This window comes from Hymenobacter fastidiosus (genome assembly GCF_039539565.1).
Classification (GTDB): domain Bacteria; phylum Bacteroidota; class Bacteroidia; order Cytophagales; family Hymenobacteraceae; genus Hymenobacter; species Hymenobacter fastidiosus.
In genome coordinates, this window is the sequence record NZ_BAABDJ010000015.1 from 1 (window position 1) to 18,019 (window position 18,019).

Consider the following 18,019-nt stretch of genomic DNA (forward strand, 5'->3'; position numbering starts at 1 on the left):
TCGGGAAGCATCACCTTCATAGCACAATCTTAAGCATAGATTCGCTTTGCTCTTCGCGATGAGTATAAGTAGCGAAAGCGGCTGGTTTCGGTGACTTCGCCGCTGTCCTCGTCCACGGTGGCCGTGAGGTAGGCGCGGCTGGGCTGCGGCGTGATGGTGAGGGTTGCGGCGGGCGCGGCTGCGGCGGCACCTGCGGCGGTGGTTTTGGGGGTTGCCATTGGGGGCGGTCTGTTTGAGTCTACTCACCGATGCCTGTTCCCGTCGCATCGTCGGCCACCACGTCCACGCCAGCCTGCACACCACCGGCTGCCTGCTGCCCTGGCCCAGGCCGTGCGCGGGGCCGGCCCGGCCACCACCGGGCTGATTCACCACTCCGACCGGGGCAGCCAGTACTGTTCCGATGCCTGCCAGGCCGCCCTGCAAGCCGCCGGGCTGCGCTGCTCGACGACCGACGGCTATGACTGCTACCAGAACGCGCTGGCCGAGCGCGTCAACGGCATCCTCAAAGACGAATTCCTCTTTGTGCTCCCCGACGACCTGACTCAGGCCCGCTTGCTCGTCGACTAGGCCGTGCACCTATACAACGAGGAACGGCCGCACCTGTCCCTGAACTATTTAACTCCCAGCCAAGTCCATTCGCAAGCAAAAAGCCCCGCCGGAAAATCCGAACGGGGCCCTTGCCGTATTCCTGTCGACGTTTAGCCGGACGAGACAGAAATAACGGAAACTACATTTTCATGGCGCCCATTTTACCGGACTTCATTTTGCTGCCCTTTTTCATGCCGTCCATCGTGGTCATTTTGCCGTCCATCATCATGCACTGGCCGTTTTTCATGGTCATGGTGGTGCCGTCCTTCATTTTGCAGGTGCCGTCGGTCATGCACACCGTGCCGTCGGCCATGGTCATGTTTTCGGTCATGGGCATCATCTTGCCGCCCTTCATCATCATCATTTTGCCGTCCTTCATCATGCAACAGTCCTTGGACATCTTGCCCATGGAGTTCATTTTGCCGGATTTCATCTTGTCGTCCGACATTTTGCCGCCCGTTGTTTGGGCGTGAACGAGCGGAGCGCTGAGCAACAGAACGGCGACCAAGGCGGACTGAGTGGCGGAAGCGAGAAACTTTTTCATGGAGTTGAGTTAGAAAGTGTGGGAATTAGGAGCTTAACGAACGGTAAGACACCGCGGCTAAGCCCCCCTTACCAGCCTTCCCGTTGGTTTGGGCGAGGCGCAGTGGCGGGGAACTGGTTTGTGCCTGAAGCAGCAAAGCCCGGTCCTGCTGCGACCGGGCTCTGAGGGACAAGGGAAGCGGGGAATTAAGCGGCCATGCCCTGGCGGCAGGCCTGCTCGCAGCGGCGGCACGCCTCGGCGCACTCTTTACAGTGCTGCATGTGGGCGTGCTTTTCGCACTCGTCGCCGCAGGCTTTGCAGAGCTCGGCGCACTCTTTCATGACGTGCGGGGCGTGCTCGGAACCGCGGGCCACGAAGCGGGCGGTGAGGGCGCAGATGTCGGCGCAGTCGCGGTCGAGGCTGATGCACCGGGCCATCATTTTTACGTCCTGTTCCTGCAGGCAGGCGGTGGCGCAGTGCTCGCAGGCGGCGATGCAGGCATTGAGGGCGTCGAGGAGGGCTTGGTTTTGCGTGTGCATGGGCTGTAGGGATAAGAGTTGGAAACGGTTCGTAGGTATACTCCTAACCTCTGTCGGCAGTTGAATGTAATTCCCGCCCTGAAGTTGCAGAATTAGGGCCTGCGTTTCCTCCTCCTTCCCCATGGCTCCTGGCAAGCAACTGGCTGGAATGGCAGTTGCGCGCGCCTAACAGGACATTGTAGGGGCTTCTACCCGCAGCCTACTCTACCCCACGATTTTTACAGGTATCTGATAGCGAGCAACTTGCCTGATGAGTCAATCCAATAAGGCTTCGACTAGTCGGGCTAGCCTGGTTCGGGCATCGGTGGCGGGGCGGGTGAGTTGGCGCACGATATTCAGGCCGTGGCGGCTCAGGCTCGTAGCCCGATAGCCGTGGTTTTTGTGCGCCACTGGCGTGCGCCGGTCCGCCGCCTGGCCCACGCTCAGGCAAAAAGCATAGGCCAGGCTGACGAGTGCGACGAGTTTGCGCAGCTTGTCGTGCGAGCGCAAGTGGCTGTTTTCCAGGTTAAACCCCCGGCCTTTCAGGTTCTGAAAGCACTGCTCTATCGTCCAGCGTTTGGCGTAGAACTGCCCCAGCGAAGTCAGGCCGGCCGTGCCAAAGAGAAAGAGAAACTCCCCTTCAGCCAGGGCCTTGACCCAGACTTGCCCCCAGACGCCATCGACTTGCACGTGGGCAAAGCGGCGTACCTGCCCCACGGCCAGGCCCAGGTCGGCAATGGCGCGACGGCGGCCGCTCTGCTCGGTCAGCAGGTGGTGCTTGGGTAAGCGCATGACGAAATTCAAGCCGTTGTCTTTAAGCCATTTGAGCCAGACATGGCCCACAAATTCGCGGTCCCCCAGCACCAGTCCAATCCGCTCGCGGCCCAGCACCGCCACGCAGATTTCGGGCACGGCAATACGCTGGGCAGCGTTGGAATTGCCGCTGCGATTGTCGAGCAGTTCCCAGTAGAGCGGCACGTGCCACGCGCCGCAGCCCACGGTGACGAGCAGGCTATTGACCTGACACTGGCCGAAGTCCCATTCGGTGCGGTCCAGACACAGGCGCAGCTTGCCGGTTGCCGGTAACAAGCTGACCAGCAGCTGAACCAGCACCAGGTAGTCGAGCTTCACGTCGCGGAAGAAGTTCTGAATCCGGGTTTCATTCGAGGTGGGCTTGGCGGCATCGTTCAGGTGCTGGGCCACTTCGCAGAAGTGCACGTTGCGGCTCTTTATCAGGCCGATAACGAATTGCGCGATGAACTTTTGCCGCGACAGATGGCCCACCAGGGGCACGTGCTGTAAAACGGTCTTAATTTTGGCGATGAGGCGTTGCTTCACGGGGCGGGAGTGGCTTTTAGGTGTTGGAACCACAAAGGTCGGCCCGCCCCGGTTTAGCTGGCAACCCCTTCAAACAGGCAGCAGAGGGTGCTATTTACCCGTAAACAGTTGCTTATCAAATAATTGAAAAATCGTGGGGTAGAGTAGAATACGACCGAACGCTAATCCACGCGTTAGCGTGGATTAGCTTGGCAGACATCAGACGGGTGCTCAAATTCTGCTAACTCAAACAGCTTCTCAGCAAATACCTGAAAAGGCCCACCGCCCGAATTAAAATTATCATCGACAACCACAACCGCAGTATCAGCTTACGAGCCTGTTTAGGGTTTCGTTTGTCATCCTTCATCTGGCGTACGCTTGCGAAGGACCTTCTCACGACGGCTCATGTTGGCCTAATTCCAAGTGGTACGGACGTGATAAGGTCCTTCGCTCCGCTCAGGATGACAGCTTTTTCGAAACCCTAAACAGCCTCTACGTTAGACCACTGCCTTGTGGTGTAATAGCAGGTCTGGCGATGGTCGTGCCCCGATGAATCAGCACCCAGCCCAAGAGGTGCTCACCAACGTGCGGATCTGCTCTCCCAGTATGGGAGGATATGCATCGGGTAGCGTATCGGCATCTGTTCGGCCGTGTAACCAGGGTGTGCGGAGGAGTAGCTGAAAAGGCTGTCCAAAGCCCGCACGGGCGTGCTGCTGGGCTTCGCACCCGGGTGGGCCATCCGCGCAACTGGGCCGCCTCTGCCGCCTGATGACGGCTGCCAGGCAGATCTTCGCGGTCCGGATCAGCAATTGCCCGCGCGTCCTGGGGCCATCGACCAGCTCAGGGGGCCGGCCAGGAGGGCAGCATTGCCTGCATATTCATAAAATGGGCTGCCGTAGCAGCGCTTCGCGGGTAGCTGACGGCGCGGGTATTTTTCCAATACCGGTTACAGCCGCGTTCATCCTGCTAAACCGGTTATTTGACGAGTAATGGGCTTTATTTGCCAAATGCGGCCCCGGTAGTCCGATTTATTTGTTTAGGGATTGCACACAAAATATTAAACAAAACAATGCGGCTCTTCTCTGCCTCATATCGCTTAATGTTAATTTTTTTTACGGGATTAATGCTATATGGGTGCTCGGCTTCCTCCCAAAGTGCGGGCCCGCCGGTTAACCGGGCCGCCCTCCGGGCGTTGGGCAAGGTCTTGTTCTTCGAGCCGGCGCTTTCTATCAATGGTAAACGGAGCTGTGCTTCCTGCCACCGGCCCGACAAAGCCTTCACCGACCACCGCATTACCTCCCGGGCGCTCCGCTTTACGGCCAACCTGGGCCGCAACGCGCCTACGTTGCTCAATGCGGCCGGTCAGCGCCGCTACTTCCACGACGGGCGGGCCACCACGATGAGCGAGGTGATTGGCCAGGTTATCAGCAGCCCGGTGGAGATGGGCAGCAGCTACGCCCTGATTACGGACCGGCTGAATCAAAGCTCCCAGTATAGCCACTGGTTCGATCAGGCCCTGCACGCCCCGATCGGGGAGGCCACGATTAATGCGGCCCTGACGGCGTACGTCGAAAGCCTGCGTAGCCGCGATGCTCCCTACGACGTGGCCCGGCGGCGCGGCCGGCCCCTGCCCGCGGCGGCGCAGGCGGGCCAGCAGCTGTTTTCTCTCGCCCGGCTGGGCTGCGCGGGCTGCCATGCCGGCTCCTCCTTCCGCGATGGGCAGCGCCACGAGGTACGCCCCGGCGAATGGGTGAAAACCCCGACCCTGCGCAACGTGGCCGTTACGCCGCCCTACGGCGCCGATGGTCAGGCCGCTACGCTGGCGCAGGCCATCCGCAGTCCGTTTCACCAGCTGCAGCTCACGCACCCGCTGCCGCCGCAGCAGGAAGACCAGCTCATTGCCTTTCTGCAGGCCCTCACCGATACAACTTCCGCCGAACACCGCTCCCCGCTCACGCTGCCTGATCTGCCCGACCTGCCCGACCGCCGGGTGGGAGGGCTCTACTAACCCGCTTGCCCACTTTTACACACCTTTTGCCACTTGCTTATGTTCCTCAATTCCTCTACTCTGCTCCGCGCTGCCGTTGGCGCAGCGCTTCTGTACAGCGCCGGCGCTCAGGCCCAGACGCCGGCTTCCGCCCCCGCGGCCAGCGCCTGGCTGCAGGGCGACATCAAAACCAAGGCCGCCCTGCTGGGGGTCGACTACAGCCCCGACGGCAAGCGCATCGTCACCTGCGGCCTGGGCCGCGACATCGTGGTGTACGACGTGGCTACCCGCCAGCCGGCGCTCACGCTGAAAGGACACACGGACGATGTGGTCTGCGTGAAGTTCAGCCCCAATGGCCGCTACATTGCCTCGGGCGGCGTTGATCACGCCCTGATTCTATGGGATGCCATCACCGGGGAGCTCCTGCGTAAAAACACGGACCACACCGATTACGTCCGCGACGTGGCCTTCAGCCCCGATAGCAAGCGCCTGGCCAGCGCGGGCTGGGATGGGCAGGCCCTGGTCGTCGATACGTTCAGCGGGCAGCGCCTGGCCTCGCTCAAAGCCCCGGAGGCTGCGGATGCGCCCCCCGTACCCACGGCCTACGATCGGGCCAAAACGGCGAAGGGCCGCACCAACAACGTCACGTCGGTAGCGTTTAGCCCCGATGGCTCGGAGGTGCTCACGGCCAATGGCGACCACGCGCTGCGCATCTGGAACACGGTCACCTGGGAACCCAAAATGGTGCTGTCGGGCCATACCGATGAGGTGTGGGATGCGCGCTACTCGCCCAACGGCAAGTATGTGGTGAGTGGCGCCTGGGATAATACGGCTCGCCTGTGGGACCTGAAAGTCCAGCGGACCGTCCGCGTATTTCCCGCGCACGTCTCCGATGTGTGGGCCACCTGCTTCAGCCCCGACGGGCAGCTGATTGCCACCGGGGGCGGCGACCGGAAGGTGCGCGTTTGGGATATGGTGACGGGCATGCTGGTCCAGGACTTATCCGGGGAGCTGCACACGGCCGAAGTAGAGAACCTGGCGTTCAGCCCCGACGGCACCAGCCTGGCCAGCGTGAGCCGCGACGGCACGCTTAAGATCTGGCAGGTGCCCGGCACGGCCATTCGGATCGGGTCCTATGCCCAGTACAACTTCGACAAATGGAGCCGCAAAGGCGAGTTTGAGAAAACGGCCGACTTTGAGGCGCGGATGGCCCGCAAGGCGGAGCAGATGAAGCTATTCCAGGAGGAAGGCCTGGCCTTGCTGCTCAAAAGCTACGGCAACGCCGCCGACTGGTCGAACTTTACGCTGAAGGAGTATAACGCGGATACGGAATACTATACGCTGGGGTCGGCCCTGTTCCCAACCCTCAGCTACCGCGTTAAGGCAGCCCCGCGCGAGGCCGAGCAGTTCCGCAGCAGCTTCTCCCGGGTGACGTACGGGCCGCCTTCCTTCGTATACGCGGATGCGGTTATTCAGCTCGATAAAGTCAGCGCCACGGTGATTGGCAGCAGCGGCCCGCCCCGTCAGTACACCATCACCCACTAGCCGCCGCGCCGTCGATGGCACCCGCCACCGACGGCGCCCGTAGCCCCCTAAGCGCACGCCCCACCAAAGCAGCCGGCCCAGCTGCTTTGGTGGGGCGTGAGCGTTTGGCCCCTGAGGGGCTGCCGGCCGCTAGTGCCGGTTGTCCTGGCCAGCCAGCATGCTCAGGTAGCTGTCGTAGCGGGGCAGGGCAATTTTGCCGTTGTCAACGGCTTCGCGCACCACGCAGCCGGGCTCGTGCACGTGCTGGCAGTTGTGGTAGCGGCACTGGTTGAGCAGGGCGCGCATCTCGGGAAAGTAGTGGGCCAGCTGCGCGGGCGGAATGTCGACCAGCCCCAGCTCCTTGATGCCCGGCGTGTCGATGATGTAGGTGGCGGGGCGCACTTCCAGCATCTCGGCGAAGGTGGTAGTGTGCACGCCCTTATCGGAAAACTGACTGATTTCGGCGGTCTTAATGTCCAGGTCGGGCACCAGGGCGTTGATGAGGGTGCTCTTGCCCACGCCCGAGTGCCCGGAAAGCAAGGTCACCTTGCCGTCGAGCAGGGCGTCGATGTCAGCCAGCCCCTCGCCGGTGTGGGCTGAGCAGCGCAGGCCCTCGTAACCGGTGCGGCGGTACATTTTCAGAATCTGCTCCTGGTAGCCCGCCAGCTCCTCGTCGTAGAGGTCCACCTTGTTGAAGATGAGCCGCACGGGAATCTGGTAAGCCTCGGCCGTGACCAGGAACCGGTCGATAAATCCGAATGACGTGGCCGGCGACACCAGCGTGACCACCAGCAGGGCCAGGTCCAGGTTGGCCGCCACAATGTGGGCGTGCTCACTCTTGTGCACTGAGCGGCGGATGATGTAGTTGTGCCGCGGCTCGATGTGGTGAATCACGCCCGCCCCCTCGGTCTGCTCCTCCACGGTGAAGTCTACCTGGTCGCCCACGGCCAGGGGGTTGCTCACCTTCAGGCCCTTGTGCTTGAACTTGCCGCGCAGACGGCAGCGGTGCAGCAGCCCGGTGGCGGTTTCGCGCACGAGGTACCACGAGCCGGTAGATTTAATAACGATGCCGGTCATAGGAGGGCTTGGGGCTTGGGGCTTCGGTTGGGGGCAGCCACTACGGGAGGGCCGCCATAATCCGGGCGGTGGCTCCGGCGTGGGTGAGCACGTAGGTTCGGTTTTTGGCCACGATGGGCAACCGCTGCTCCGGGTTGTAAACCAGGAATTTCAGGGCCGTTTCCAGCTCTTCGGCGTCTTTCACTGCATCGGCCCCGCCGAGCTGGACCAGGTCGCGGGCTTCCTGGAATTTCTGGTAGTTCGGCCCAAACAGCAGGGGCAGCCCGAACACGGCCGCTTCGAGCGTGTTGTGCAGGCCCTTGCCGAAGGCCCCGCCCACGTAGCCCAGCGTGCCGTAGCGGTATAGCTCCCGCAGCAGGCCAATGGAGTCAATCAGCAGCACCCGGGCCGTACCGACGGTTTCCGCAGTGGCCCGGGAATAGCGCACCACCTGACCCGGCAGCAGGGCTTCTACCTGCTGGAAACCAGATTCATGCAGCTCGTGCGGGGCCACCAGCACGCGCAGCGCTGCGGGAGCCAGCGCCCGAATAGCGGGCGTGAGCATGGTAATATCCTCGGGCCAACTGCTGCCCACCACCAGCACCGGCGCCCCGTCGGCTACGAAAGCCGCCAGCAGGGGTAAGGGCTTCGGCGGCGCGGCGGCCATGGCTACCACCGTATCAAACCGCGTGTCGCCGGCCGTGCTGACCTGGGTAACGCCGATTTGCCGCAACAACTCGGCTGAGGCTTCATTCTGGGTGAAGATATGGGTAAAGCGACCCAGGATCTGCCGAAAGAGGCCGCCCCAGGGCTTGAAAAATGCCTGCTCCGGCCGGAAAATGGCCGACACGCAGATAGTAGCAACCCGGCGGCGGTGCAGCTCGGTGAGGAAGTGGTACCAGAACTCGTACTTCACGAATACCGTCAACTCGGGTTGCACCGCGTCCAGAAATGCGCGGGCGCTACTGGCCGTATCGAGCGGCAGGTAGAAAATATAGTCGGCTCCCGGCCAGCTTTTGCGGATTTCGTAGCCCGAGGGCGAAAAGAACGTCAGCACGATTTTATACTGCGGATGCTGCTGCCGGAACGCTTCCAGCAACGGCCGACCCTGTTCAAACTCCCCCAAGGAGGCGCAGTGAAACCACGCGCGCGGCCCGTTCTCGTGCCGCAAAGCGTGCTCAATCTGTTGCAGCAGTCCGTGCCGGCCATTGGTCCACTGCGCCGCTTTGGGCACAAAAGGCGCTACGAGCCGCAGCAGCAGGGCGTAAAGCCAAAGACTGGTGTTGTAAAGGAAAAGCAAGGGATAGTGCTTGGTGCCTGGTGCTTAGTGCTTAGTGCCTGGTCCCGGTTGGCTGGTAGCTGGAAAAAAGCAGGCAGTCCGGCAAAAATAGGCGTTTGCCAGCCGGTAAACGAAAAAAGGCTCCAACCATGTGGTCAGAGCCTTTTCAAAACGTATTTTAAGCGCTACGCGCTAGTGCTGCTTGCCGAGGTAGTTGGCTACGCCTTCGCGGGTAGCCAGCATGGCTTCCTTGCCTTCTTCCCAGTTGGCGGGGCACACTTCCCCTTTCACCTCGAAGTATTGCAAAGCATCGACCATGCGCATGGCTTCGTCGATGCTGCGGCCCAGCGGACCGTCGTTGACCACCTGGTGGCGGACGATGCCATCCTTATCGATCAGGAACAGGCCGCGGTAGGCGAGGGGCGAGCCTACGAAGGTCATTTCGCCGGCTTCGTTGTAGTCGTAGTGGCCGCCGAGCACGTCGTAGTTGGAAGCAATGGTTTTGGTGGCATCGGCCACCAGCGGGTAGGTTACGCCCTGAATGCCGCCGTTGTCGCGGGGCGTCTGCAGCCAGGCGAAGTGGGAGAAGTGAGTGTCGGTCGAGCATCCGACGACGGCCACGCCTTTGGCTTCGAAATCAGCCAGCCGGTCCTGGAACGCAATGATTTCGGTAGGACAAACGAAGGTGAAGTCGGCGGGGTAGAAGTAGAAGATGACGTGCTTCTTGCCCAGGTAGCGGTCGAGGGAGAAATCCTCTTCGAATTCGCTGTCGATTACGGCCGTAGCCTTGAAAGAAGGAGCACGTTTGCCAACGAGAACTGCCATGTTGAAAAGGTAAAGTGAAAAAGAAAAATCAGTGGAAAACCCCGGCCAGGACTCCGGCCGGACTCGCCGGCGCCAAGCGCGGCGTTGCGTTTGGAATGGCGAGAGTTGGTTGAATGCAGGGCCGGCAACCCCAAAAGGGGACCCGGGTCGCGCCTCATCTAAGGTGACGAAGCGATGAGCAATCGGTGGGAATTAGCGCCCGCAAAGGTAGGGATACAAGGAAGTGCAGGCCTAAAAGGTTTTGTGCCGCCCCGGAAATTCTTCGTTTCCGGCTGTTCCGCGGGGCTTAGGGCAAAGCAGAAAAAGCAGCGTTATAACTTGCAGCATAGCTGGATGTGATGGTGATTAAATGACAGGAGATGAACAATATATGAAAAATGCTTGCTAACTCAGCTAGTCAGCATTGTGAGTCTGCGTGGCAAGCGTAGAACCCGTTGCGGCCGCCCGGGGGAGGCCGGGCGGGTAGGCACAAAGCCTTGCTGATGGGCTCCCACCCGCTACGGAATGAACTCGCTGCCCCCCCGGCAAACCACCTGCACCGTCTGCCGGGTGCGCTGCTCCAGCAGCACTTCGCGTCCGGTCGTGAGCCGTCCGATGCTGGCGGGGTCGTAGTTCTTAATGGTGTAGAGTTCCAGCCCCGTATTGTAGTGAATGGTGAACTGGTCGCACAGTTGGCGCAGCAGCTTCTCCAGCCGGGAGGCCACAAAGTCGGTGCAGACCGAAAAGGAAATGGCCGAGTTCTGCATCATGTTGATTTTGAGCCGGGCCTGCGCCAGCGCCCCAAAAATTACTTCCAGGTTTTGCTCCGAAATAAACGTGAGGTCTTTCGAGCCGAAGGAAATCAGGCACTGCCCGGGTTTGCGGATAAACGCCGGCACCAGCGCCGCGTGCTGCCCGTCGCCGATGCGCGTGCCGGCGGCCGCCGGGTCCAGAAACGACTTTACGAAGAGGGGAATCCGGCGCGCGGCCAGGGGCTGAATGGTTTTGGGGTGGATGACCGAAGCTCCATAGTAGGCCATTTCAATAGTTTCCTGGTAGCTGATGGCGGGGTAGCGCACCGGATCGGCGAAAAACTTGGGGTCGGCATTGAGCAGCCCGGCCACGTCTTTCCAGATCGTCACCGATTCGGCCGGCAGGCAGTAGGCGAAAATAGCGGCGGTGTAGTCGGAGCCTTCCCGGCCGAGCGTGGTGGTGCGGCCCGCCGCGGTGCCGCCCACGAAGCCCTGGGTGACGAGTACGTTGGCCTCGCCTAGCAGCCGGGGCACGGTGGTCCGCAGGCTGGCTTCGGTGGTTAGCCAGTCGATGCGTCCTTCCCGCCAGCAGGCATCCGTGCGCAGCAGCGGGCGGCAGTCCAGCCAGCGGGTCGGCTGGGTATCGTTCAGTACGAAGGCAATCAGCTGCGAGGCCAGCAGCTCGCCAAAGCTCACTATCTGGTCATACTGCTCGTCATACTCGCGCTGCGCACTAACGCCCGCCAGGTGGGCCTCCAAGTCCTGGAAAGCGTGGTCGAATGCCTCGTTGATATCGGCCGCCGTGTGCGGCCCCAGGCCGGCCGCCAGCTCCCGCGCAGTCGTGCGGTGAAAGGCTTCCAGCTGGTTCAGCGCCGGGCGGTAATCAATGCCGGAGTAGGCCCGCTCAAAAATCTCCTCCAGGGCGTTGGTGGTTTTACCCATCGCCGAAACCACCACCAGCAAGGGCCCTGTACGCCGGTGCTCCCCGACTATTTGCACCAGATTACGGATGGCGGCCGCGTCCTTCACCGAGGCGCCCCCGAACTTATAAACCTTCAGTGCGTGCTGTTGCTGCATGGTCCAAAAGTAGGCAGCCAGCCGCAGATGTGGCGAAAAAGCTTAGTTTTGTAGGCCAGACCCACTGCTCATTTTCCCACCCCTTATGGATCATAACAAACTGGCCCTGCCCGTCGGTACCACCCTGGACCGCTTCATCATGCGCAAGCAGGAAGATTTTCCCTACGCCACCGGCGAGCTTTCCCAGTTGCTGCGCGACATTGCCCTGGCGACTAAAATTGTGAACCGCGAAATCAACCGTTCCGGCCTGATCGACATTGCCGGCGCTTACGGCAACCGCAATGTGCAGGGCGAGGAGCAACAAAAGCTGGACGTAATTGCCAACATCCGCTTCATCCGGGCCCTGCGCAACGGCGGGGAGGTATGCACCATCATTTCCGAAGAAGATGAGGAGATGATTCAGACCGGCAACGTGCAGGGTAAATACGTGGTAGCCATTGACCCGCTCGACGGCTCCTCCAATATTGACGTGAACGTCAGCATCGGCACCATTTTCAGTATTTACCGTCGCGTATCTCCCACTGGCAACGAAGGTGCCGAGCAGGACTGCCTGCAAAGCGGGACGAACCAGGTGGCCGCCGGCTACGTGATTTATGGCCCCAGCACTATGATGGTGTACACCACCGGGAATGGGGTAAATGGCTTCACGTATGAGCCGTCGTTGGGGGAGTTTTTTCTGTCGCACCCCCAGATTACGACGCCCAAAACGGGTGCTATCTATTCGCTTAACGAAGGAAATTCGGATCATTTTTCCGAAGCCATGACGGCCTACGTGGCCCATTGCAAACAGCAAGGGTACTCGGCCCGCTACATCGGGTCGTTGGTAGCCGATTTCCACCGCAACCTGCTCAAAGGCGGAATCTATATCTACCCGGCCACTAAGACGGCCCCCAGCGGCAAACTACGCCTGATGTACGAGTGCAACGCGCTGGCTTTCATCGTGGAGCAGGCCGGCGGCAAATCCAGCGACGGCCGCTCCCGCACCATGGAGCTGGAACCCAAGGGGATGCACGATCGGTGCCCTTTCTTCATTGGCTCGACGGAACTGGTGGAGAAGGCCGAGGAGTTTATGGCCCGGGAATACACCGCTGCCACGGCGGCGGCGCTCAGCTAGCCGCTAGCCGCTTACTGTCCATTAAAAAAGGCCACCCGATCATCGGGTGGCCTTTTTTAATGGACAGCAAGCGGCTACGCTTGTTTCTTGTCGCCTTTCTTCGCGGACTTCTCCTCGGTGATTTCCGGATTGATAGGCTCCGTAGATTCCGGCTCAGCCGGAATAATGCCAGCGGTGCTAAGGGCTTCTTCTTCGGTAGGGCTGTCGTCGGCCGTCTTGGCCGTTTTCTTTTTAGCCTTTGGCTTGTCTTCCGGAGCCGGTGCGGGCGCTTCTGCTGGTGCGGGCGCTTCTTCAGCTACCGGGGCCTGGTATTCCAGTTTTGCGCTGACGGCTTTATACCACGATACCAGTTTCTTGATATCAGACAGGTATACCCGCTCCCGGTCGTAATCGGGAATGATGGTGCCCATGAAGGCCGCCAGATCACGGTCGTCGGATTTGTTGGTTACGGGCAGGTCGGTTCCAAACTTCTGGTAGATACGCTCAAAAACTTCCGTCAGGGGCACGGTTTGGTCGTAGTCCTGGGTGTAGATGGAAATTTCCTGCAGCAGCGAAACCTTGTTGCGGGCCGAGGCCACGGACCGTTTGCCGGTTTCCGCGAGTGACTCCACGATAACGCCGGCCCGGGTTGGGCTGATGAGACGGAAAAGACCGGGCATTCCGCTGATGGCAGCAATTTCCTTCAGGTCGTAGGGCATAGAAAAGGCAGTTGGGTAAGAGAAAGACGAAATTATTCGGTCGCTGCCGCCGCCGGTCCCGGGGCGGGCAGCTTAAAGCCCACCGGGAGGCTGGTTAAGATGGCGTAATCAGGCTTTTTAAACTTCAGCAACCGCACCACGCGCAGCGCTTCTTCCCCGCAGCCGCCGCCCACGTTCTTGACCAGCTTAACACCGGACATGGTTCCGTCGGTGTTCAGGGTGAAGCTTACAATACAGGACCCCTGAATCCGGTTCCGGCGAGCCATGATCGGGTATTTAAGCTCCTTATTAATGAACTCGTACATGGCCTCCTGGCCGCCTTCGTAGTACTCCGCAACCGGAATAGACTTCACGTGAGCAACGGGAGGCACGGTTTGGGCAGCTGCCTCGGTGGGAGCGGGGGCGGTAAGCTCCGGGGTCGGGGCCTCACCCTTGATTTTTACCTTGGTCTTCTGCGCGAAAGCCGGAGCGGATACGGCCAACAGGGCTAGGGCCAGCACGAACGGGATTTTTTTCATGGATAAACCGAAGAGAAGAACGGAGAATAAAAAAGTGGAAATGGCGTGGCCCTGAGCTTGGCAATTACGGGGCCAAGCTACGCATTCTCCGCCGTTTGGGCCAATTGCCGGTTTATTTCCTCAATAAAGTCCAGTACTTCCTCCCGCCCGGTTTTTTCCTCGGCTGAGGTGATGAAATGACGGGGCAGCTCGTCCCAGGTTTCGCTCATTTTCTGGAGGTAGGTCACGATGTTCTGCTGCGTGCGCGAGCCGGACTGCTTATCCGTTTTAGTGAACACCATAACAAAGGGTACGCCTTCGGTGCCCAGCATTTCCATAAATTCCAGATCGGGCGTCTGCGGTTCGTGGCGCGAATCAACCAGCACAAAGACGCAGGCCAGGTTTTCGCGCCGGCGCATGTAGAAGTTGATCATCTTCAACCATGCCGCCCGGGAGTCTTTACTGACTTTAGCGTAGCCATAGCCCGGTAAATCGACCAGATACCAGGCGTCGTTGATCAGGAAATGGTTGATCAGCTGGGTCTTGCCGGGCAGAGAAGATGTTTTGGCCAGGCCTTTCTGACCGGTGAGCATGTTAATCAGGGACGACTTGCCGACGTTGGAGCGCCCAATGAAGGCATATTCGGGCAGCGTGGGTGGCGGACACTGGTCCACCCGCGAGTTGCTCATTAGAAATTTGGCGGCGCGGATAATCATGGCAGAAAAACAAAGTACGGGCGCAAAGGTAGCGGAATGCGCCGGGCACCCCGAATCATAAATTTTCTTAAAAAACCCTTGTTATTTACAAAGCACAACTATATTTGCGCGGCTTGCGCCCAGTTCCAAAAGGGAATCGTGACCGCAAAACACAGTTTAAAAGCGGATTAGATAAAGTTCTCCCGCAATTGGATGTGGCAAAGGTCGTATTATAAAATTTCTATCTTTGCCCGCAACTTGCTTGGTTCCATCCCGTCCAAGACCAGGGTCTGCTGCCAGTTGACCTTCGTTTTCAGCGTTTACGCCCCGAAAAAACCGCTGGCTGACTTAACCCTGGAACAGGTTTTCAGTATAAGAGGCAACTCTTAAAAAAAATAACCGCCCCGTAAGGCGGCAGTTATTCCTGTGAAACCCCCTGCAACTCCTTATTCCCAAACCCCTCCTACAATGGACAACTTAGTCAGAAGGTTATTGAAAGCCTCTTGCGCCTTCGCTCTTGCCGCGGCCGTGGCTCAGCCTGCCCTGGCCCAGAGCAGCCGTAAGCAGCTGAAGACTGCAAACAAGTACTTTGAACAAGAGAACTTTCGGGCCTCGATTCCTTTCTATGAGCAGGTATTAGCCAAAGAGCCCAACAATGCGTTGGCGCTGTTTCGGGCCGGTATTGCCTACATGTCTTTCGACAAGGAGAAAGCCAGCGATTATATCTATAAAGCGCAGCGTTTGAAGCCCAAAGTGGCCAAAGACGTGGAGTACTGGCTGGGTCGGGTCGACCACCTGAACTACAACTTCGATGAGGCAGTAACGCACTTTCAGAAGTACAACGCCACGCTGAAGAAGAAAGACACCCGCAAGGCTTCCCTGGCTCAGCTCATTCAGCACAGCAAGAATGCCAAGGTGCAGTTCAACAGCCCCAAGGACATCTTCGTCAAAAACCTGGGCCCCACCATCAACACCAGCTTCTCGGAGCATAGCCCCGTAATCTCGGCGGATGACAAGATGCTGCTGTTCACCTCGCGGGGTGAAAACGTGACGGGAGCCGGCAATACCGCCAGCACCAATAAGGGCAACGTTGCTTCCGACGGCGAATACTTCGAGGATATCTTCGAAGCCAAGCGCATCGACGATGAAAACTGGGAGAAGCCCCGTTCGCTGAGCGGAGTGCTCAACGGCAAAGGCCACGATGCTTCGATTCAGGTGTTCGACAACGACCAGAAGATGCTTATGTATCGTCAGGACGAAAACGGCGACATCTTCTACTCGGAGAAAGCGGCCGGCGACTGGACGGCTCCCAAAAAGCTGAACAACAACATCAACTCGAAAGCCTTTGAGTCGGATGGTTTCATCACGCCCGACGGCCTGACGATTTACTTCTCAACGAGTAAGTTTTCGGAAGACAACACGCTGGACATCTACGTGGCTACCCGGCAAGCTGGGGGCGACTGGGGTGACCCCAAACCGCTGGGTAATGTCGTCAACACCAGGTATGACGACGACAGCCCTTACCTGAGCCGGGATGGCAAGACGCTGTATTTCAGCTCGCGGGGTCATAACACCATGGGCGGCTACGACATCTTCAAATCGGAATACGATGAGATTGGCCGCAAGTGGGGCACGCCCGAGAACATGGGCTACCCCATCAACACCCCCGATGACGATACCTATTACCGTCTGAGCCCGGATGGCAGCTACGCCTATCTGTCGAGCTACCGCATCGGCGGTTACGGGGAGAAGGACATCTACACCATCAACTACATCAAGAACGCCATCATCCGGGGCAAGGTCTTCACCAGGCGCGACAGCACGGTGGTGCCGGGCGTCGAGCTGGTGTTCAACGGAACCCAGGCCGATAAAACGGCCTTGAGCTACCGCGACGTAACCAAGCCCGTAACCGGCGACTACCAGGTAAGCGTGCTCTCGGGCCGGACCTACCAGGTAGCCGTGTCGAAAGACAGCAAGAACATCACGACCGAGGAATTCGCCGTACCGATTTCGACCAATGACTCCACCGTCATTGAGAAGAACTTCTACATCGACTACATCGATACCACGAACGCCGGCATGACGGCCTTCAAGAAGATTTACTTCGATACGGATAAGTACAAGCTCCGTCCCGAGTCGATCCGCGAGCTGAACAACATCAGCAGCATTCTGAAGGCTAACCCCGGCCTCAACATCTCGATCGAAGGGCATTGCGACAGCCGCAACACCGACGAGTACAACATTGTCCTGGGGCAGAACCGGGCTGATGCCGCGTACAACTACCTCAAGAAAAGTGGTGTCACCGAAACCCGTATGACGACCGTGAGCTACGGTGAGCGTCGTCCGGATGCGCCGAACGATTCGCCGGAGAACATGCAGCTTAACCGCCGCGTAGACTTCCGTCCGATTCTGAAGGAAGGAGAAGCCATGCCAACCCTGAACCCCGGTGCCGCTACCTCCACTGGTTCGGGGTCTATGTCGACGGGAACTTCGACCGGCACCAGCACGACCACGACCACGGCGGCCCCTTTGCAGCCCGGTAAGAGCAAAGTGAAGATGGCCGACGGCACGAAGGTGAAAACCAAAGTGGACGAGGACAGCGACAAGGTGAAGGTGAAAGCCAAGGGCGCCAACGGCGAAGAGTCGAAGACCAAGACCAAAGAAGGTACCATCGACGCGAAGACCAAAGACGCCAACGGGGAGAAGACCAAAGTGAAGACTGACAACGACTAAACCGTCAGTGTGAGCGTACGAAACGGGCCGGGCAATACGCCCGGCCCGTTTTTTTTCAACATAATGCGCCGCGAGGCGTTATGTTTGGGCAATTCTGCCCCCGGTTTCCCGTTGTTCGCCTCAGAAGTATGTCCGTTGTTCCCTATAAAGATGATGCCGCCGGCAAGAAGTCGCAGGTTGCCCAGATGTTTAACAGCATCGCGGGCAAGTACGATTTCCTGAACCACTTTCTGAGTGCCGGCACCGATATTTACTGGCGCCGCAAGGCTGTTGGTGAGCTTAAGTCCCTGCGCCCGGCCCGCATTCTGGATATTGCCACCGGTACCGCCGATTTTGCCATCGAAAGCCTGCGCCTGTCGCCCGAAACGCAGGTTACGGGCGTGGATATTTCGGAAGGCATGCTTGAAGTAGGCCGCCGTAAGCTGGTCAGCAAAGGCCTTACGCACCGCATTCAGCTGGAACTGGGGGACTCGGAAAACCTGCCTTTCCCCGATGACCACTTCGATGCCGTGACGGCTTCATTCGGGGTGCGCAACTTCGAGAACCTGCAGAAGGGCCTTAAGGAAATGCACCGGGTGTTGCGCCCCGGCGGCAAAGTGGTGATTCTGGAATTCTCCAAGCCCACGGCATTTCCGATGAAGCAGGCGTATAACTTCTACTTCAAGCGTATTCTGCCGGTCTTCGGGAAGATGATTTCCAAGGACCGCGCCGCCTACACCTACCTGCCCGAGTCGGTGCAGGCTTTCCCGGATGGTCCGGAATTCATGGCTATCCTCCAACACGTCGGCTTCAAAACTCCCGTATGGCAACCCCTCACCTTTGGCATAAGCTCCATTTATACGGCTCACAAGTAAGCC

General features: G+C 59.3%; 16 protein-coding genes and 1 pseudogene. 6 read left to right on the top strand and 11 right to left on the bottom strand.

Annotation, left to right across the window (positions count from 1 at the left end; all coding sequences use genetic code 11):
* Positions 1 to 29 precede the first annotated feature (29 nt).
* Positions 30 to 218 carry a hypothetical protein gene (locus ABD833_RS08935; RefSeq protein WP_345072438.1) on the bottom strand — a complete coding sequence of 63 codons (189 nt, stop codon included), beginning with the start codon at positions 216 to 218 and terminating at the stop codon, positions 30 to 32.
* Between the two features lie 142 nt (positions 219 to 360).
* Here ABD833_RS08935 and ABD833_RS08940 point away from each other — a divergent pair.
* Positions 361 to 702 (top strand): annotated as a pseudogene (locus tag ABD833_RS08940) (transposase); the annotation flags it as partial.
* Positions 703 to 727: 25 nt separating this feature from the next.
* Here ABD833_RS08940 and ABD833_RS08945 read toward each other — a convergent pair.
* The 3 genes from ABD833_RS08945 to ABD833_RS08955 all read right to left on the bottom strand — a co-directional run bounded on the left by ABD833_RS08945 (position 728) and on the right by ABD833_RS08955 (position 2,967).
* Positions 728 to 1,132, bottom strand: a complete 405-nt coding sequence (locus ABD833_RS08945; RefSeq protein WP_345072440.1) for a DUF6799 domain-containing protein — start codon at positions 1,130 to 1,132, stop codon at positions 728 to 730.
* A gap of 185 nt (positions 1,133 to 1,317) precedes the next feature.
* Positions 1,318 to 1,650 carry a four-helix bundle copper-binding protein gene (locus ABD833_RS08950; RefSeq protein WP_345072441.1) on the bottom strand — a complete coding sequence of 111 codons (333 nt, stop codon included), beginning with the start codon at positions 1,648 to 1,650 and terminating at the stop codon, positions 1,318 to 1,320.
* Positions 1,651 to 1,905: 255 nt separating this feature from the next.
* Positions 1,906 to 2,967: an IS4 family transposase gene (locus ABD833_RS08955; protein WP_345072443.1), complete on the bottom strand. Its 1,062-nt coding sequence runs from the start codon at positions 2,965 to 2,967 to the stop codon at positions 1,906 to 1,908.
* Positions 2,968 to 4,069: 1,102 nt separating this feature from the next.
* Here ABD833_RS08955 and ABD833_RS08960 point away from each other — a divergent pair.
* Together ABD833_RS08960 and ABD833_RS08965 are read left to right on the top strand one after the other, a co-directional pair.
* Complete coding sequence (locus ABD833_RS08960; protein WP_345072444.1) at positions 4,070 to 4,954, top strand: cytochrome-c peroxidase; 885 nt, start codon at positions 4,070 to 4,072, stop codon at positions 4,952 to 4,954.
* Between the two features lie 39 nt (positions 4,955 to 4,993).
* The gene (locus ABD833_RS08965) at positions 4,994 to 6,478 is read left to right on the top strand and encodes a WD40 repeat domain-containing protein (RefSeq protein WP_345072445.1); all 1,485 of its coding nucleotides are present in this window, start codon (positions 4,994 to 4,996) and stop codon (positions 6,476 to 6,478) included.
* 129 nt (positions 6,479 to 6,607) lie between these two features.
* Here the strand turns inward: ABD833_RS08965 and rsgA are convergent, their stop codons facing one another.
* The 4 genes from rsgA to ABD833_RS08985 form a co-directional block, all read right to left on the bottom strand.
* Positions 6,608 to 7,534, bottom strand: a complete 927-nt coding sequence (gene rsgA, locus ABD833_RS08970; protein ID WP_345072446.1) for a ribosome small subunit-dependent GTPase A — start codon at positions 7,532 to 7,534, stop codon at positions 6,608 to 6,610.
* A gap of 40 nt (positions 7,535 to 7,574) precedes the next feature.
* A complete protein-coding gene (locus ABD833_RS08975; RefSeq protein WP_345072448.1) occupies positions 7,575 to 8,813 on the bottom strand; it encodes a 3-deoxy-D-manno-octulosonic acid transferase in 1,239 nt (412 codons plus the stop codon).
* A gap of 171 nt (positions 8,814 to 8,984) precedes the next feature.
* Positions 8,985 to 9,617: a peroxiredoxin gene (locus ABD833_RS08980; RefSeq protein ID WP_345072449.1), complete on the bottom strand. Its 633-nt coding sequence runs from the start codon at positions 9,615 to 9,617 to the stop codon at positions 8,985 to 8,987.
* Between the two features lie 497 nt (positions 9,618 to 10,114).
* Positions 10,115 to 11,425, bottom strand: a complete 1,311-nt coding sequence (locus tag ABD833_RS08985) for an aspartate kinase (RefSeq protein WP_345072450.1) — start codon at positions 11,423 to 11,425, stop codon at positions 10,115 to 10,117.
* Positions 11,426 to 11,510: 85 nt separating this feature from the next.
* Here ABD833_RS08985 and fbp point away from each other — a divergent pair, with 85 nt between their 5' ends.
* Positions 11,511 to 12,539, top strand: coding sequence for a class 1 fructose-bisphosphatase (fbp, locus tag ABD833_RS08990; protein WP_345072451.1), 1,029 nt, complete (start codon positions 11,511 to 11,513; stop codon positions 12,537 to 12,539).
* Between the two features lie 74 nt (positions 12,540 to 12,613).
* On the opposite strand, the gene ABD833_RS08995 is transcribed toward fbp, so the two are convergent.
* From ABD833_RS08995 to yihA, 3 genes are all read right to left on the bottom strand, one after another.
* Entirely contained in the window at positions 12,614 to 13,237 is a 624-nt protein-coding gene (locus ABD833_RS08995) for a DUF5606 family protein (RefSeq protein WP_345072452.1), read from the bottom strand.
* Positions 13,238 to 13,269: 32 nt separating this feature from the next.
* On the bottom strand, positions 13,270 to 13,755 hold the full coding sequence (locus ABD833_RS09000; RefSeq protein ID WP_345072454.1) for an energy transducer TonB: 486 nt from the start codon (positions 13,753 to 13,755) through the stop codon (positions 13,270 to 13,272).
* 77 nt (positions 13,756 to 13,832) lie between these two features.
* Positions 13,833 to 14,450, bottom strand: a complete 618-nt coding sequence (yihA, locus tag ABD833_RS09005; protein WP_345072455.1) for a ribosome biogenesis GTP-binding protein YihA/YsxC — start codon at positions 14,448 to 14,450, stop codon at positions 13,833 to 13,835.
* Between the two features lie 507 nt (positions 14,451 to 14,957).
* Here yihA and ABD833_RS09010 point away from each other — a divergent pair.
* Positions 14,958 to 17,162: an OmpA family protein gene (locus ABD833_RS09010; RefSeq protein ID WP_345072456.1), complete on the top strand. Its 2,205-nt coding sequence runs from the start codon at positions 14,958 to 14,960 to the stop codon at positions 17,160 to 17,162.
* A 128-nt stretch (positions 17,163 to 17,290) separates the two neighbouring features.
* A complete protein-coding gene (gene ubiE, locus ABD833_RS09015; protein WP_345072457.1) occupies positions 17,291 to 18,016 on the top strand; it encodes a bifunctional demethylmenaquinone methyltransferase/2-methoxy-6-polyprenyl-1,4-benzoquinol methylase UbiE in 726 nt (241 codons plus the stop codon).
* Positions 18,017 to 18,019: the final 3 nt, after the last annotated feature.

Coding starts and splice junctions, on each gene's coding strand:
- ABD833_RS08935 (WP_345072438.1), bottom strand. CDS start 218: ATGGCAACCCCCAAAACCACCGCCGCAGGTGCCGCCGCAGCCGCGCCC.
- ABD833_RS08945 (WP_345072440.1), bottom strand. CDS start 1,132: ATGAAAAAGTTTCTCGCTTCCGCCACTCAGTCCGCCTTGGTCGCCGTT.
- ABD833_RS08950 (WP_345072441.1), bottom strand. CDS start 1,650: ATGCACACGCAAAACCAAGCCCTCCTCGACGCCCTCAATGCCTGCATC.
- ABD833_RS08960 (WP_345072444.1), top strand. CDS start 4,070: ATGCTATATGGGTGCTCGGCTTCCTCCCAAAGTGCGGGCCCGCCGGTT.
- ABD833_RS08965 (WP_345072445.1), top strand. CDS start 4,994: ATGTTCCTCAATTCCTCTACTCTGCTCCGCGCTGCCGTTGGCGCAGCG.
- rsgA (WP_345072446.1), bottom strand. CDS start 7,534: ATGACCGGCATCGTTATTAAATCTACCGGCTCGTGGTACCTCGTGCGC.
- ABD833_RS08980 (WP_345072449.1), bottom strand. CDS start 9,617: ATGGCAGTTCTCGTTGGCAAACGTGCTCCTTCTTTCAAGGCTACGGCC.
- ABD833_RS08985 (WP_345072450.1), bottom strand. CDS start 11,425: ATGCAGCAACAGCACGCACTGAAGGTTTATAAGTTCGGGGGCGCCTCG.
- fbp (WP_345072451.1), top strand. CDS start 11,511: ATGGATCATAACAAACTGGCCCTGCCCGTCGGTACCACCCTGGACCGC.
- ABD833_RS08995 (WP_345072452.1), bottom strand. CDS start 13,237: ATGCCCTACGACCTGAAGGAAATTGCTGCCATCAGCGGAATGCCCGGT.
- ABD833_RS09000 (WP_345072454.1), bottom strand. CDS start 13,755: ATGAAAAAAATCCCGTTCGTGCTGGCCCTAGCCCTGTTGGCCGTATCC.
- yihA (WP_345072455.1), bottom strand. CDS start 14,450: ATGATTATCCGCGCCGCCAAATTTCTAATGAGCAACTCGCGGGTGGAC.
- ubiE (WP_345072457.1), top strand. CDS start 17,291: ATGTCCGTTGTTCCCTATAAAGATGATGCCGCCGGCAAGAAGTCGCAG.